We start from the raw sequence: 15,280 nt of genomic DNA on the forward strand, positions 1-15,280 counted from the left end.
TTTAATCTACTATCCAGACCCCTCCTTCTTCTATCATATTAAGCACCTTGGTAGAAACACTGCCTAAGAAAAAGGCCTTTAAACGAGACAGTCCTCTCCTCCCCATGGCTATAGTGCCTATTGCTTCTTTTTTCTGATGCTCAATAATTTCTTGAGCCACATCTTTATCACTGGGCTTAATTACTAAATTAATTTTTTCTTTAGGAAGACCGGCTTCAATTAACATATTTTGGGCCTGAGACATAAAAGAAGCCATCTTTTTTTCCGCTATTTCTTGCCATTTTTGGGGAGGCTTTTCCAATATAACAAATGGCTTTAAGTCTAATACATGAAAAACCGTTATTTCTACATCTGTCCTCCCAGAAAGGATAAACCCCACGTGGTCTACTGCCCGCATGGCATTTTCGGAACCATCTATGGCCAAAAGTATTTTTTTAGAAAAAATAGGTTCTGCAATTATCCATATAGGCACCGTCTTTTGGGCATGAATAATTTTGTCGGTAACACTACCCATAATGATCTTTTCCCATTTAGTTTTCCCTCGCCTTCCCATAACCAAAGCATCAAACAGTCCCTGCTCCGCATAAAATAAAAGGTCTGGGGCTGGACCTGAACGTCCGGGTAAAGCAATATCTTCAAACTGTCCTTCTGTCCAACCACTATCTTTTAACATTTTTTTTACCTTCCCTAAAATCTCATCTGCCTGTTGTCTATATTTCTTCTCTAATTTTGAGCGATAAGAGCTTTGCCAGTCAATTAGCTCCTGCTCTTCGGATGTTTCATAAAGAATAGGAGGTAAAGGGGGAATTACATAGATTATGCTTACTTTCAAAACAGGGTCTTCTTTAAAAATAGCCCCTATATATTCCACGGCCTTAAGGGCATTAAGAGAACCATCCACCGCTACCAACAATCTTTTTTCTATCTTTTCTTTTTTCATTCTTAAAACCCCTAAAAAATTAAACCGATTTCAATCGCTCTGTGATTAAGTTGACTGCCTCATCTATTTCCTTTTCTGTAGTGGGATATCCTAAGCTAAACCGCACAGCTCCTTTAGCCACACTAGGAGCCACTCCCATGGCTAATAAAATATTTGAAATCCCTGCCTTTCCACTTTGACAGGCTGCCCCTGTAGAGGCACAAATTTCAGGCACTTTTTTCAATACTTCCCACCCGTTTAGTCCCTTAAAACCTACAAATACAGTATTTGGTAAACAATGTTTGGAGTGGCCAAAACGCACTACCTCTAATTTTTCACAAAGAGATTGCCAAAGCTTATCCCTTAATTTAGCCAGACGGAGGTTTTCTTTCTTTTCTAGTTTTTCCTTTAATAAATCACATGCTTTCCCCAAAGCTACAATAAAAGCGACGTTTTCTGTGCCTGCCCTATGGTTGTTTTCCTGACCCGAACCATGAATGAGAGGGGTAAAGGGTGTGCCTTTACGCATATAAAGGGCACCAATCCCCTTTGGGGCATAAAGTTTGTGACCAGCTATAGTTAATAAATCCACTCCTAATCTTTCCACATCTACCGGAATTTTCCCCAAACTTTGGGCAGCATCAGTATGAAAAAAGATTCCCTTTTCTCTGGCTATTTTTGCAATATCTTCTATAGGCTGAATAACTCCAGTTTCATTATTGGCATGGATAATAGAAATTAAAACAGTGCCTTTTTTTATCGCCTTTTCAACCTCCTCGGCTCTCACAATCCCTTCTGTATCTGGGGGGACAAAACTTATCTTAAAACCCAATTCTGTCATAAACATAGCAGGATTCACCACAGAAGGATGTTCTATTTGGGTAGTAATTACATGTCTGCCCTTCTCTCTTAAGGCCCACAAGACACCTTTAAATACTGTATTGTTACTCTCAGTGCCACCACTGGTAAAAATAATCTCTTCTGGGGAGGCATGAATAAAATGGGCTACTTGTTCTCGGGCCTTTTCAATGGCCTCCTTTGCCTCCTTGCCTAAAGAATAAATACAGCTTGGATTGCCAAATACTTCATTAAAATAGGGTAAAATGGCCTCTTTTACCTCTGGGAAAACAGGCGTAGTCGCATTGTAATCTAGATAAATCATTATTTTCTCCTTTTAGCTAATTGAAGAACTCAATTTGGAACATCCATACATCATACTATGTCAATCAATCAAGTTTTGTCAACCTGTGCTGCGGAATAAAAATACTTTATAAGATAAGTAAAACCCATAAATGTAGCAAAATAAAGAAAAAACTTTTTTCCTTTCACCAACTCTACTTTTATCACTGTCACCTAAAAGGTGAAACAACAAACACCAAAGGTTATAAGGAAGGAGTCCTTAAAGATTTTGAAACTTGGGAGAAAAAACGGCAGTCCAACTCCCCGGTTTTTGCCAAGCTTTTATCCCTGTCATTTTAAAGTTATCAACAATTTGGCTTTGCCCTTTCCTTTGCTTATATTGCCTCCCTTGCACCTAGGTTTAATAGTCTTTTTGTTAAAGCTTCCTAGAAACCTTTCATATTGATATAATCAAGTATCATTCTATCACCAATACCTTTGCTCCCAGAATTTTCCCTGTTTTTAACTCATATAAGGCCTGATTGGCCTCCTCCAATTTATACTCCTGGATGACTGGCTTTATAGGTATTTCAGATGCTAGACGCAAGAATTCCCTAATGTCTTTTCGGGTAACATTGGCCACAGATTTTATTTCCTTTTCCATCCATAGGTGTTTTTGGTAATCAATTTTGAGGAGGTATTCTTTATCTATATCTTCTTTCCGAATAGCATTAATTACCAGTCGTCCTCCCCTTTTTAAATTCTTTAAGGCCTCTACTACTGGTTTCCATACCGGAGTAGTATCAATTATCCAATCCAATTTTTCAGGTGAATAAGCCTCTATCTCCCCTGCCCAAACAGCACCCAAATCTAAGGCAAACTCTCTCTGCTTTTTATTTCGGGCAAACACATAAATTTCTACCTGGGGATACTTATACCTCACCATTTTAAGCACTAGATGCCCAGAAGCCCCAAATCCGGTAAGTCCTAATCTTTGTCCATCTTTTATCTCTGTCAATCGCAAAGACCGATAACCAATGCTGCCTGCACACAAAAGAGGGGCAGCTTCGGTATCAGAAAAAATATCTGGAATTTTATAAGCAAAATCCTCTGATATAGTCATATACTCAGCATATCCGCCATTTTTATCCCTACCGGTAGCCATAAATTTTTCACAAAGATTTTCTTCCCCTTTAAGACAATACTCACAACCCCCACAAGCAGAATATATCCACCCCACCCCTACCCTATCGCCAATTTTATATCTATGAGCATCAGGACCCATTTTTTCAACTCTACCAACAATCTCATGACCTAAAATAACAGGAAATTTTGGAGGTGGGGTTCTACCCTCAATTTCGTCTAATTCTGTATGGCAAACACCACAGGCACAAATCTTAATGAGGATTTCATTACCTTTAGGTTGTGGAATAGGCAAATCCACAAGCTTTAATGGATTTTTGTTTCTATCCATGGATACCACTTTAGATAAAACCATGGCTTTCATTAAACTCTACCTCTTCTGATATAAAATATTGGTATCATGTACTGTATTCTATGTAAATAGAATAACCACCTAAAAATAGGACTTCATCAAAGTAATTTTAACGGAGATCCAAATGTTAAGCGCACCTGTCTGCCGACAGGCAGGATGGCTCAATGCAGAATGCAAATTGAAAAATGCAAAATCGCCTTCTGTTAAATTAGAACGTTAGCAGGTTAGAACGATGAGACGTGCTTAGTCCTTAGTCCCTAGTCCTTAGTCCTTAGTCTCTAGTCAATTCTAGTCTTCTTTTTGATTGAGGCATTACAAAGTTGCAAGTTGGAAAGTTGGCAAGTTTACACGTTAGCACGTTAGCAAGTTGGCACGTTGGAATTGGGAATTAGGAAATGGGAATTGGGAATTTCTATTTTCTATTTTCTATTTTCTATTTTCTGTTTCCCGTTTCCCTTTCCTTCTTTTCCTTCTTTATGCGCGTTAACACGTTTACACATTGACACGTTTACATGTTAGAATTGGGAACTGGGAATTTCTGTTTTCCGTTTTCTATTTTCTTAACTGTATTTTGTAGGTTAGACCCCAATTCCACTACATTTGACTATTTCATTCCCTCACTATTTCACTACTCACTGATTTAATGTTTTGGCATTAAGACATTTGGATTTCAATTGATATTTGGATTTTGAAATTTGGATTTTTTAGACCATATTTAAACGTTTGTTCTTTTTGTTAAACTACTTATGGTCTGACTTTGACGTAGCCCTGCACCTAAAAACTTGATAACTTGACAATACAATCTCTCTATATTATAAAACGGACTGTCAGGAGGGCAAGGTGCGAACTTTCATCCTTAGAAAAGAAGATGTGGAGCGGAATTGGTATGTAATAGATGCCGCAGGAAAGACTTTAGGGCGTTTGTGTTCTCAAATTGCCTTTAGATTAATGGGTAAGCATAAACCTATCTATACTCCCCATGTAGATACTGGGGATTATGTGATTGTAATTAATGCTGAAAAAATTAAACTTACAGGTAAAAAATGGACACAAAAGATTTACTATCGCCACTCTGGTTACATGGGAGGTTTAAAGAGTTTTACGGCCAAGGAAATGTGGGAAAAAAAGCCAGAGCGCCTCATTGAGTTAGGAGTAAGAAGAATGCTTCCCAAAAATCGCTTGGGACGCAAAATGTTTAAGAAAATGAAGGTTTATGTTGGTTCTAACCATCCTCATCAGGCGCAGAAACCCATACCCTTAGAAATTAAATAAAGGTGGAATGTAATGACAGAAAGGTTTTATGCCACAGGTAAAAGGAAAACAGCTATTGCCAAGGTCTGGTTATCTCCAGGGTCAGGGAAAATCTTTGTAAACAAAAAACCCTATGAAGAATATTTTGAAAGAGAAACGGCTTTAATGATTGTTCGACAACCCCTAGAATTAACTCAAATGTTAACCAAACTAGATGCCATCGCTAGTGTAAAAGGGGGTGGCAAAACGGGCCAAGCCGAGGCTATTCGCCATGGTATTGCCAAAGCCTTAGTATCTTTTAACCCAGAACTAAGACTTATTTTAAAAAAAGCAGGCCTTTTGACCCGTGATGCTCGTATTAAAGAAAGAAAAAAATATGGCTTGGCAGGGGCCAGAAGAAGCTTCCAATTCTCTAAACGTTAATTTTTGGGTATACTCTTGACCAAAGTTGGCATTATCGGGGCAACTGGTTATACGGGCCTAGAATTATTGAGATGCCTTTTATATCACCCTAAAGCAGAAGTTACAATCGCTACCTCGAGACAATTTGCCGGACAAAAAGTAGCAGTATTATTTCCTTTTTTGAAGGGATATCAGGATTTAACTCTTTCTCCTTTAGACTTGGAGACAGTAGCCAAACAAACTGAAGTAGTATTCACTGCCCTCCCTCATCAAGTGGCGATGGAGGTGGTATCTTTTTTCATAAAAAAGGGGAAAAAGGTAATTGATTTAAGTGCTGATTTTAGATTAAAAGACCCTGGTGTTTATGAAACTTGGTATGGTCCCCATAAGGCCAAAGAGCTTTTACCTTTAGCAATTTATGGCTTGCCTGAAATTTATTCAGAAAAAATAAGAGGGGCTACTTTGGTAGCTAATCCAGGTTGTTATCCCACTACTGCCATCCTGGCCTTAGCCCCATTTTTATCTAAAGGAGTTATTGAGTTAAATAATATTATTATTGATGCCAAATCAGGTGTAAGCGGGGCAGGTCGAGGGGCCAAGCTGGCTACCCATTTTTGTGAAGTCAACGAAAATATGGAAGCATATAAGGTATGTAACCACCGTCATACCCCGGAAATAGAACAGGAATTAACTCAGTTGGCAGGTAAAGTAGTAAAAGTGACCTTTGTCCCCCATCTTATTCCCATTTCTAGGGGTATGTTTACCACTGTTTATGCGCGACTTATAAAGACTATTACCAGTGAAACTGCTCATCGTTTAATGACTGATTACTATAAAAACAAACCCTTTATAGAAGTCCTCCCTCCAGAGAACGTGCCAAAAACCATTTATGTGCGAGGAACAAACATTTGCCAGCTTGGAGTAAAAGTGGATAAAAAATCATCTACAATAGTGATTATGGCAGCCATAGACAATTTAGCCAAGGGGGCTTCTACCCAAGCTATCCAAAATATGAATTTAATGCTTCATTTTCCAGAAGAAATGGGATTAAAGACATTACCAGTATTTCCTTGAGATGTCATTTTTATCTTTGCTATTTCCTAAATTGCCTTTTCCTGATAGTTACACCATAAGCTATAGTCCACCCCTAAAAAACATTCGCTGTGTTTTGCAATATAAAGGCACTGCCTATCAAGGGTGGCAGAAACAACCTTCTGGCCCTACAATTCAGGGAATAGTAGAACAGTGTATCTCTCGCCTTACTAATGAAACTATTAAAGTTAAGGCCTCTGGCCGCACAGATGCTGGAGTGCATGCCGTTATGCAAACTATAAATTTTTTTACCCATAGCTCATTGAGACCAAATAAATTTCTCCAGGCCCTGAATAGCCTTTTACCAAAAGATATAGCAGTTATTTATGCAGATGAAGTAAAAACTGAATTTGATGCCCAATTTTGTGTAAGGAGTAAAACATATGCTTATTTTATCTTAAATGCAAAACAGGCTTCACCTTTTTTAAAAGATTATACTTGGCAAATAAGAAAAACTTTAGATATTGCTGCCATGCAGGAAACAAGCCGTTCCTTAATAGGAGAACACAATTTTGCTGCCTTTATGGCTAGTGGCAGTGACATTAAAAACACTATTCGGAATATTTTTCATTTAGAAATAAAAGAGAAGGGACCATTTATTATTATAGAAATAGAGGCAGATGGCTTTCTAAGACACATGGCTCGTAATATAGTGGGCACTTTGGTAGAAATTGGCCTTCATAAAAGAAAAAAACAGGAAATAAAGTCTATTTTGGCCTCCCAAGACAGAAAATTAGCTGGCATCAACGCCCCAGCTAAAGGATTGTTTTTAAAAGAAGTAAAATACTGAATTTTACCACTCTCCTGCAGCAACAAGTAAAGGATGTATTCAGAAATTAAACTTATTTCTGTAACAATTCCTTAAAAATCTTATTGACCAACTGGGGATTGGCTTTCCCTTTGGTTTGCTTCATCATCTGACCTACAAAAAATCCCAGTAATTTTTCTTTTCCGGCTTTATATTGTTCTACTTCTTTGGGATAAGATTCTATAATTTTTTGGGCAATTTCTTGCAAAACGGCTTGGTCTGTAATCTGGATTAAACCTTTTTCTTTTACAATCTGAGAGGCAGGCTTTCCGCTAGCATACATTTCTTCAAAAACAGTCTTGGCAATCTTACCACTGATGGTGCCCTTTTGGACCAACTGCAGCAATTCCGCTAGGTCTTTTGGTTTCACTGGACATTCTTGAATCTCACGTTTTTCCTCATTTAGTTTTCTTAAGACCTCAGACATCACCCAGTTACTGGCCAGCTTGGCCTCACTACCCCATTTCACCACTCTTTCAAAGTATTCGGCCAAGTCCTTTTCTGAAGTAAGCACTTCAGCATCATATTCAGGAAGTCCATATACCTGTTTAAACCTTTGTTTTTTGACATCCGGCAGCTCTGGAAGAGTTTTTCTTATTTCCTCTATCCAATCTTTATCTATCACCACTGGCATTAAATCGGGATCCGGGAAATAGCGGTAATCATGAGCTTCCTCTTTTCCCCTCATGGAACGAGTTATTCCTTTATTCTCATCCCATAAACGGGTTTCTTGAATAACTTTTCCCCCTTGCTCCAAAATAGAGCGTTGACGCTCAATTTCATAAGTCAATGCCCGCTGCACATGTTTAAAGGAGTTCATGTTTTTTAATTCTGTCCTCACTCCAAATTTTTCAGTATTTACTAATCTTAAAGAAATATTGGCATCACATCTAAAACTACCTTCTTCCATATTGCCATCGCATATTTCTAAATAACGCAAAATACTACGCAATTTTTTTAAGTAGGCCACTCCCTCTTCTGGTGTGCGAATATCTGGTTTACTCACAATCTCAATTAAAGGCACACCGGTGCGATTAAAATCTACATAACTTATGGGTTTATGGGGGTCATGCATAAGTTTACCTGCATCTTCTTCCATGTGAATCCTGATAATTCCAATTTGTTTTTTGTAACCATTCACTTCTATCTCCACCCATCCCTCTTCTGCCAAGGGATGTTCATATTGAGAAATCTGATAACCCTTGGGCAAATCAGGATAAAAGTAATTTTTTCTGGCAAACACACTATAGGTATTGATGCGACAGTGTGTAGCCAAGGCCATCTTTAAAGCAAATTCTACTACTTTTTTGTTTAATACTGGTAATACCCCAGGCATTCCCATACACACTGGACAGACATGAGAATTGGGTAATGCCCCAAATTTAGTAGAACAACTGCAGAAAATTTTACTCTCTGTCAAAAGCTGGGCATGAACTTCCAGTCCGATAACAGCTTCATATGACATAATTATCCCTCATTCTATTTTATCAAACCGCAAAAATTGCATGGTAAATATCCCCCGTCCCTGGGTCATAGAACGTAACACAGTAGAATAACCAAACATTTGGGAAAGGGGAACAATAGCTGTAATTACAGTCACTTTTCCCCTTTTCTCAATAATTTCTATTTGTCCCTTACGGCTGTTGATATCCCCTATGACCTCCCCCACATATTCATCTGGCAATACCACTTCCAACTTCATCAGAGGCTCAAGCAAAATGGGCATAGCATTTTTACAGGCTTCTTTTAAGGCCTGAGCCGCTGCAATGCGATATCCCAATTCAGTAGCATGCTCTTCTGTGCTTCCTCCACATAACTCTACTTCTATATCTATCATAGGATAACCTGCAATTACCCCTTGATGTAACACATTTTGCAATGATTCTTCTATAACAGGCCAAAATGTTGATGGGATCTCTGTTTCAGAAAGGGTGCGTTTAAACTTTATGCCCGTTCCTCTTTCTAAAGGTCTTACTTTTATTTTAACATGGCCAAAATGAATATGTGGCCCCATTTCTTTTTTAAAACATTTTTCTACTTCTGATTCCTGGGTAATGGTTTCCCGATAGACCACTTGAGGGGTTCCTGTATTCACTTGGGCATGGAATTCCCTCTCCAAACGAGATATGATTACCTCCAAATGTAGTTCTCCCATACCTGAAATGATAGTCTCTCCTGTGTCTTCATCTGTTTTTATTTGAAAAGTAGGGTCTTCTTCGGCTAATTTTTGAAGGCCAAAGGCCGCTTTTTCTGCATCTTGTTTTGTCTTAGCCTCTAAAGCAACAGAAATTACAGGTTTGTAAAGACTCATAGGTTCAAGAATAATAGGATGAGCTTCTTCACACAGAGTATCACCTGTGGCAGCATGTTTCAATCCGGCAAAGGCTACAATGTCACCTGCTTTTACCTCATCTAATCTTTCTTTTTTATCCGCATGTAGCCTAAAAATACGAGCAATCCTTTCTCGCACAGCTTTGCGGGGATTGTAGACCACATCACCCACCTTTACCTTTCCAGAATAAACCCTCACCAAGCTAAATTTTCTTCCCTGGTCTAGCATGGTCTTAAACACCAAGCCACAAAAAGGAGACTTCTCATCCGCAGCACGGGTTTCTGCCTTACCTGTATGGGCATTATCTCCCTTTATAGGTGGTATATCCATTGGACTAGGTAAGTAATTTACTACCGCATCTAAAAGAGGCTGAATCCCCATATTTTTCAGAGCTGCACCGCAAAGAACAGGCAGGAATTGAAGCTGTAAGGTAGCAATACGGATAACTTGTTTAAGTTTTGGCAGAGGAATAGGAATCTCATTTAAGTAAGCATCCATGATTTCTTCATCTATTTCTGCCAGTTTTTCCAAAAGCATTTCTCTATATAGGAAAGCCTCTTTTTGGTGTCCTTCTGGGATGTCTATTACATCATAAGTAGCTCCCAAAGTCTCCTGGTGCCATATAATGGTCTTCATTTGTAATAGGTCAATCACTCCCTTAAAATCTTGTTCTTTTCCCAGAGGTAGTTGTAAAATTAGGGGATTAGCGCCTAATTTATCTATCATCTGTTTCACAGTGCCAAAAAAGTCTGCCCCTATTCGGTCCATTTTATTAATAAAGGCAATTTTGGGTACCTGGTATCTATCTGCTTGGTGCCAAACGGTTTCTGATTGCGGTTCCACACCACCTACCGCACAGAATACACCAATAGCTCCATCTAATACCCTTAAAGAACGGTCTACTTCCATAGTAAAGTCTACATGACCTGGGGTGTCAATGATGTGAATTTCATGCCCCTGCCAATAACAAGTAGTCACTGCCGAAGTAATAGTGATCCCGCGTTCTTTTTCCTCTGGCATCCAATCCATCACTGCCTCACCATTATGCACCTCTCCAATTTTGTGTGATTTCCCAGTATAATAAAGGATACGTTCAGTAATAGTAGTCTTACCTGCATCAATATGGGCAATTATGCCAATATTTCGGACCTTTCGGATGTCATACCTTGGGAATGGCATGGTTTCTTTTATAAAGACTTTCTTTCCTACGGTCAAGGAGAAAAATAAAAAGGCAGGTTAAAACCTGCTCAATCGCTTGAGAACCCCCTTTACTTACTTAAAACCCTTTCTATATATTCACTAGTGCGAGTGTCCACCCGCACTATGTCTCCTTCATTAATGAATAAAGGGACTTGAATTACTGCCCCGGTTTCCAAAGTAGCAGGCTTGCTACCTCCAGTAGCAGTATCCCCCCTTACTCCAGGTTCTGTTTTTACCACTTCTAAATCCACTGTATTTGGTAATTCAACTCCCACTGGTTTTTCATTGAAAAAAAGCATTTTTACTATGGTATTTTCTTTAAGAAAATTTCTTTTTTCTATCTGTTCCGCATCTAAAAATATTTGGTCATAAGTTTCTAAATCCATAAAACAATAATGCTCATCTTCTTTATATAAAAATTGCATCTCCCTTTCTTCTAAACTGGGACGGGGAATCCGGTCACTAGTGCGGAAATTATGTTCTAAAACTGCTCCAGTGATTAAATTTTTCAACTTTGTTCGCACAAAGGCTTGTCCTTTGCCTGGTTTCACATGGAGAAACTCTATTACTTCATAAGGCTCTCCTTTAAACTCGATTTTAAGTCCCCTTCTAATATCACTGGTGGTATACACTGTTATTCCTCCGTTTCTTTTTTCTGCTTGATTATCTCAGCTATTGCCTTAATGGCCAATAAATAACTTTGGACTCCAAATCCGCAAATCTGCCCTATAGCCACCCCGCTAATATATGACTTATGTCTAAATTTTTCCCGTTTATAAATATTAGAAAGATGCACCTCTATAGTGGGAATATTTACTGCTAGAATAGCATCTCTTAAGGCCACACTGGTATGAGTGTAGGCAGCAGGATTAATAATGATAAAATCATATTTCCCCCTTGCTTCCTGTATAGCCTCCACCAATGCCCCCTCGTAGTTGGATTGGAAGGTGCTTACTTCAAATCCGTGTTCCTCTGCCTCCTTTTCAATTAAGGTATTGATCTTCTCTAGAGAATCTGTGCCATAAACTGAAGTCTCTCTTTGTCCTAACAAGTTGAGGTTTGGTCCATGTATTACCAAAATATGAATTTTCATTTTTCAATCCCCTCTATTAGTTCTTTAAAATACTCTATTTTAGAAAAATTGTTAATAGGTAACTTAGGTGAAGACTTAGAGCTAGCCTGGGTTTTAAAAAATAAATATTTAATTCCTATCTCTTTAGCAGCCAAAAGAGGTGCTTCACTATCGTCTATAAATAAAGTATGTGAGGGGTCAAATTTAAGTTTTTCTTGAAGTCTCCTCCAAAATCTTTTGTCTTCTTTTGATAAGCCAATGTCAAAGGCACAAATCACTCCATCAAAATATAAACCCAATTGCGTATGTTTTAATTTTAGATTAAGAGATTCATAATGGGCATTGGTCACTAAAAATACCTTTTTACCCATTTGTTTTAGAAATTTTAAAAAATCCACTACATAGGGATGAGTATCTATCAAATGGGCTATTTGTTTTTTTAAGGCAGGAAGGTCTAACGCTAATTTTTTTGACCAAAAATCTAAATCTGTCCAATTTAAAGTGCCTTCTTCCCTTTGATATAAGGCCACGACTTTTTCCTTTGCCTCTTGAAAACTGAGCCCATATTTCTGGGCATATTTTTCAGGCACTAAGGTTTCCCAAAAATAATCATCAAAATATTTATCTAAAAGGGTGCCATCCAAATCTAAAAGTACCCATTCAATATCATCCCAAAATATCTTATGATTTCCCTTCATAGTTCAAATACAGATTGCATTTCTTCGTCAGGAATATCAAAAACAGAGTTATGAGGTGGCAATGGCTCTTCATAAAAGAACTCAGGAAGACGGTCATCTATAGGGGTGAAACCTGCCTTTAAATTAAACTCTCTTTCTATCTTTAACACCCTTTCGCCTAAGACAAAAAAGTCATGGGTTGTCCATTGCCAGCCATATCTAGCATTAATCATTTCTATCAAATCATCCCAAGATTTAGGCTCATCAGCCATCATTAAAGCACAGAAGAGACAAAGTCCAGTGCAGTCTAGGGCAGCGGTAATTACTTGCATTTTCTTAGATAAGGCTACTTGTCCCTCTTTAGTTAAGGGAGCAATCTTACCTCCTAAACCCAAAATATTAGTGGCTATGGTGTAACCAGCAGTATGGTCTGCCCCCATAGGAGAAGTAGCATAAGTAACTCCTATTCCCTTTACAGCCCGAGGGTCATAAGCAGGTAATGATTGCCCTTTTACGGCTGCTACCCTGGCTATTCCAAATATTTGTGCGGTAGTTACTGCACCACTGCCAATAATTCTACCTAAGGGTGTGCCTTTGGCTATTTGGTGATACAAATCAATAGCACCTTGAGCATCGCCAAAGGAAATCACACCTGCCTTCATGGCTATACCAATAGCATTTCCTACCTCAATGTTATCCACTCCATAATCATCTGACAATCTATCTATTTGAGCAATGGCATCTAAATCATTAATACCCAAGTTGGGACCATTTGCCCAAATAGTTTCATACTCTGGACCTTTGGTAAGGTATTGGCCATTCTTATCTGGATAGATGCGAGAACACCTAATTACACAGCCTTTATGGCAGGGATGGCCAATTTTGCCTCCTCTAGCCTTAATGATTTCATATTGTTTTTCCCCACTAACTGCCTCTACTTCCTCAAATTGTCCCATTTGGAAATATCGTGTAGGCAAAGCACCTGCATCATCAATTATCTTCATTAGTATATTAGTGCCGTACCTAGGCAATCCTTGACCAGTAACAGGGTGTTTTTGTAAAGCTTGGTTAAAGCGGCGGGTAATTTTTTTAAACGCCTCTTTATCTGCATATTCTGGTTCTTCTGCCCCTGTAATATCAATCACAATGGCCTTAAGTCCCTTACTACCCATAACTGCACCTAAACCACCACGACCAGCATGACGAGTAGGACGGCCTTCCATATCTGTCACGGCTATGGTGGCGGTATTTAATTTCATTTCTCCTGCCTGGCCGATAGATATAATAGCTATTTTATTACCAAATTTTTTCCGGAGACTGGCTACCGCTTCATAATTACCCAATCCTTTCAATTCATCTGCTGACAACAGTTCTGCCTTGTCTTTATTTATATAAAGACAATAAAGCCTATCATCTGAAGGTATTTCTTCCACAATAATGCCCTTTATCTCCAATTTACCCAAGTATCTTCCCGCCTCCCCTCCAGCATTGCTTTCTTTTATAGTTCCAGTAAGAGGACTTTTGGCTCCTATGGATAACCGTCCCGAATTTGGGGCCATGGTGCCTCCTAAGAGGCCAGGGGCAAAAATAAGTTTGTTATGCCTATCTAATGGATGACAAACAGGAGAGACTTCTTCTTTTAAAATAAAAGAAGAAAGGCCTCTTCCACCATATTGAGTGTAACTTTCTGAAATCTGTTCTTTTTGCACCTTTAATCCCCTCATATTTACACGCAAAATACTTTCCATCTTAATCTCCCTTTTATAAATTTTAATCAATCTATCATAATTCCTTTTGGGTGGTCAAGGACATCCCAGGTAAAGACCAGGACTTCGTCAAAGTAATTTTAACGGAGATCCAAATGATAAGCGCACCTGTCTGCCGACAGGCAGGATGGCTCAATGCAGAATGCGAATTGAAAAATGCAAAATCGCCTTCTGTCAAATTGGAACGTTAGCACGTTTACACGTTTGCACGATGAGACGTCCTTAGTGCGTGGTGCTTAGTCTCTAGTCAATTCTAGTTTTCTTTTTGATTGAGGCAATGAAGTTGTTTAATTTGACGCCTAGCTTATCAAGGTTTGGCATTACAAAGTTGTAAGTTAGAAAGTTTGCAAGTTAACACGTTGGAACTGGGAATTGGGAATTTCTATTTTCTATTTTCTGTTTCCCGTTTCCCTTTCCTTCTTTTCCTTCTTTATGCGCGTTAACACGTTTACACATTGACACGTTTACATGTTAGAATTGGGAAATGGGAATTTCTGTTTTCCGTTTTCTATTTTCTTAACTGTATTTTGTAGGTTTGAACTTTCCATTTAAAAAGTCAAGTAAAAAATGGAAATATTTTTTAAGCAGCCTTCTCCATTTCCTCCTTTAAGATATAGTCTCGATCTTCTTTTAACATCTTAAAAATAACTTTTATCAATTGTCTAGCAAGGCAGCGCAAGGCATGGTTATGCTCTTTCCCTTCAGTCCGTTTTTTAGCATAGTAAGTAGCGGATTCTGAAACATACCGAATTGTGCAGCCCGCAATTTCAATCATAGTTGCTTTACATATCTTATTAGCCTTATATACAACTCTTGTCCTTTTGTGTTTACCAGACTCATCATCTATACAGGCTACACCACAATAGATCGCAAGTTGCCTCTCGTTTTTAAATCTNTTGATATCTCCAATTTCTCCGACCAATCTGCTTGAAAGCTTTGTTCCTACTCCTGAGATACTTTTTAAACGCTTGACCTCAGAACTCTTTTCTCCTAGCTTTTCCAGCTTCTTATCCAACATCTCAATCTCCTCTTTTAGTTCTAAAATACGCCGAGAATGAGATGATATAATCGTTTTGTATATATCTGCCAGTTCTTCGACGTATTTTGTGTTGCGAAGACTTTCTAACATTAAAGAGGCCTGTTTTTT

Annotated in this window: 14 protein-coding genes and 1 pseudogene; 4 read left to right on the forward strand and 11 right to left on the reverse strand. The window is 38.5% G+C overall.

What is annotated here, in order from left to right; translation table 11 throughout:
• Position 1 precedes the first annotated feature (1 nt).
• The 3 genes from HS1_RS02975 to HS1_RS02985 form a co-directional block, all read right to left on the reverse strand.
• Positions 2-940, reverse strand: coding sequence for a universal stress protein (locus tag HS1_RS02975; protein ID WP_066060752.1), 939 nt, complete (start codon positions 938-940; stop codon positions 2-4).
• A gap of 19 nt (positions 941-959) precedes the next feature.
• Positions 960-2,081 (reverse strand): cysteine desulfurase family protein, encoded by a 1,122-nt coding sequence (locus HS1_RS02980; RefSeq protein ID WP_066060754.1) that lies wholly within the window; start codon positions 2,079-2,081, stop codon positions 960-962.
• Between the two features lie 435 nt (positions 2,082-2,516).
• Positions 2,517-3,545, reverse strand: a complete 1,029-nt coding sequence (locus tag HS1_RS02985; protein WP_066060755.1) for a zinc-dependent alcohol dehydrogenase family protein — start codon at positions 3,543-3,545, stop codon at positions 2,517-2,519.
• Positions 3,546-4,373: 828 nt separating this feature from the next.
• Between HS1_RS02985 and rplM the strand changes: the two genes are divergently transcribed.
• Genes rplM through truA form a run of 4 tightly spaced genes read left to right on the forward strand, consistent with a single transcriptional unit; the run spans position 4,374 to position 7,068 of the window.
• Positions 4,374-4,805 carry a 50S ribosomal protein L13 gene (gene rplM / locus HS1_RS02990; RefSeq protein WP_066060756.1) on the forward strand — a complete coding sequence of 144 codons (432 nt, stop codon included), beginning with the start codon at positions 4,374-4,376 and terminating at the stop codon, positions 4,803-4,805.
• Positions 4,806-4,817: 12 nt separating this feature from the next.
• The gene (gene rpsI / locus HS1_RS02995; protein ID WP_066060758.1) at positions 4,818-5,207 is read left to right on the forward strand and encodes a 30S ribosomal protein S9; all 390 of its coding nucleotides are present in this window, start codon (positions 4,818-4,820) and stop codon (positions 5,205-5,207) included.
• 15 nt (positions 5,208-5,222) lie between these two features.
• On the forward strand, positions 5,223-6,260 hold the full coding sequence (gene argC, locus HS1_RS03000) for an N-acetyl-gamma-glutamyl-phosphate reductase (protein ID WP_066066424.1): 1,038 nt from the start codon (positions 5,223-5,225) through the stop codon (positions 6,258-6,260).
• A gap of 1 nt (position 6,261) precedes the next feature.
• Positions 6,262-7,068, forward strand: coding sequence for a tRNA pseudouridine(38-40) synthase TruA (gene truA, locus HS1_RS03005; protein ID WP_066060760.1), 807 nt, complete (start codon positions 6,262-6,264; stop codon positions 7,066-7,068).
• 52 nt (positions 7,069-7,120) lie between these two features.
• Here the strand turns inward: truA and gatB are convergent, their stop codons facing one another.
• The 8 genes and pseudogenes from gatB to HS1_RS14115 form a co-directional block, all read right to left on the reverse strand.
• Positions 7,121-8,551, reverse strand: coding sequence for an Asp-tRNA(Asn)/Glu-tRNA(Gln) amidotransferase subunit GatB (gatB, locus tag HS1_RS03010; RefSeq protein WP_066060761.1), 1,431 nt, complete (start codon positions 8,549-8,551; stop codon positions 7,121-7,123).
• A 9-nt stretch (positions 8,552-8,560) separates the two neighbouring features.
• Positions 8,561-10,597, reverse strand: a complete 2,037-nt coding sequence (gene fusA / locus HS1_RS03015; protein ID WP_066066425.1) for an elongation factor G — start codon at positions 10,595-10,597, stop codon at positions 8,561-8,563.
• Between the two features lie 89 nt (positions 10,598-10,686).
• A complete protein-coding gene (gene efp / locus HS1_RS03020; protein ID WP_066060763.1) occupies positions 10,687-11,250 on the reverse strand; it encodes an elongation factor P in 564 nt (187 codons plus the stop codon).
• Between the two features lie 2 nt (positions 11,251-11,252).
• On the reverse strand, positions 11,253-11,711 hold the full coding sequence (gene aroQ, locus HS1_RS03025) for a type II 3-dehydroquinate dehydratase (protein ID WP_066060765.1): 459 nt from the start codon (positions 11,709-11,711) through the stop codon (positions 11,253-11,255).
• Positions 11,708-12,388, reverse strand: coding sequence for a GMP/IMP nucleotidase (gene yrfG, locus HS1_RS03030; RefSeq protein WP_066060767.1), 681 nt, complete (start codon positions 12,386-12,388; stop codon positions 11,708-11,710). Before yrfG ends, aroQ begins: the two co-directional genes overlap by 4 nt.
• The gene (locus HS1_RS03035) at positions 12,385-14,115 is read right to left on the reverse strand and encodes an aldehyde ferredoxin oxidoreductase family protein (protein ID WP_066060769.1); all 1,731 of its coding nucleotides are present in this window, start codon (positions 14,113-14,115) and stop codon (positions 12,385-12,387) included. The genes yrfG and HS1_RS03035 overlap by 4 nt, the downstream gene beginning before the upstream one ends.
• 598 nt (positions 14,116-14,713) lie before the next feature.
• Positions 14,714-15,028 (reverse strand): transposase (locus HS1_RS13560; protein WP_245669979.1); only part of this gene is annotated, 315 nt, incomplete at its 5' end.
• A 1-nt stretch (position 15,029) separates the two neighbouring features.
• A pseudogene (locus tag HS1_RS14115) lies at positions 15,030-15,262 on the reverse strand (hypothetical protein); the annotation flags it as partial.
• Positions 15,263-15,280 lie beyond the last annotated feature (18 nt).

This window comes from Candidatus Desulfofervidus auxilii, from assembly GCF_001577525.1.
GTDB lineage: Bacteria > Desulfobacterota > Desulfofervidia > Desulfofervidales > Desulfofervidaceae > Desulfofervidus > Desulfofervidus auxilii.

What these genes read in the sequence shown, in the direction of transcription:
- HS1_RS02975 (WP_066060752.1), bottom strand. Translation starts at nt 940, where the DNA reads ATGAAAAAAGAAAAGATAGAAAAAAGATTGTTGGTAGCGGTGGATGGT.
- HS1_RS03035 (WP_066060769.1), bottom strand. Translation starts at nt 14,115, where the DNA reads ATGGAAAGTATTTTGCGTGTAAATATGAGGGGATTAAAGGTGCAAAAA.
- truA (WP_066060760.1), top strand. Translation starts at nt 6,262, where the DNA reads ATGTCATTTTTATCTTTGCTATTTCCTAAATTGCCTTTTCCTGATAGT.
- HS1_RS02985 (WP_066060755.1), bottom strand. Translation starts at nt 3,545, where the DNA reads ATGAAAGCCATGGTTTTATCTAAAGTGGTATCCATGGATAGAAACAAA.
- aroQ (WP_066060765.1), bottom strand. Translation starts at nt 11,711, where the DNA reads ATGAAAATTCATATTTTGGTAATACATGGACCAAACCTCAACTTGTTA.
- HS1_RS02980 (WP_066060754.1), bottom strand. Translation starts at nt 2,081, where the DNA reads ATGATTTATCTAGATTACAATGCGACTACGCCTGTTTTCCCAGAGGTA.
- fusA (WP_066066425.1), bottom strand. Translation starts at nt 10,597, where the DNA reads ATGCCATTCCCAAGGTATGACATCCGAAAGGTCCGAAATATTGGCATA.
- rpsI (WP_066060758.1), top strand. Translation starts at nt 4,818, where the DNA reads ATGACAGAAAGGTTTTATGCCACAGGTAAAAGGAAAACAGCTATTGCC.
- gatB (WP_066060761.1), bottom strand. Translation starts at nt 8,551, where the DNA reads ATGTCATATGAAGCTGTTATCGGACTGGAAGTTCATGCCCAGCTTTTG.
- yrfG (WP_066060767.1), bottom strand. Translation starts at nt 12,388, where the DNA reads ATGAAGGGAAATCATAAGATATTTTGGGATGATATTGAATGGGTACTT.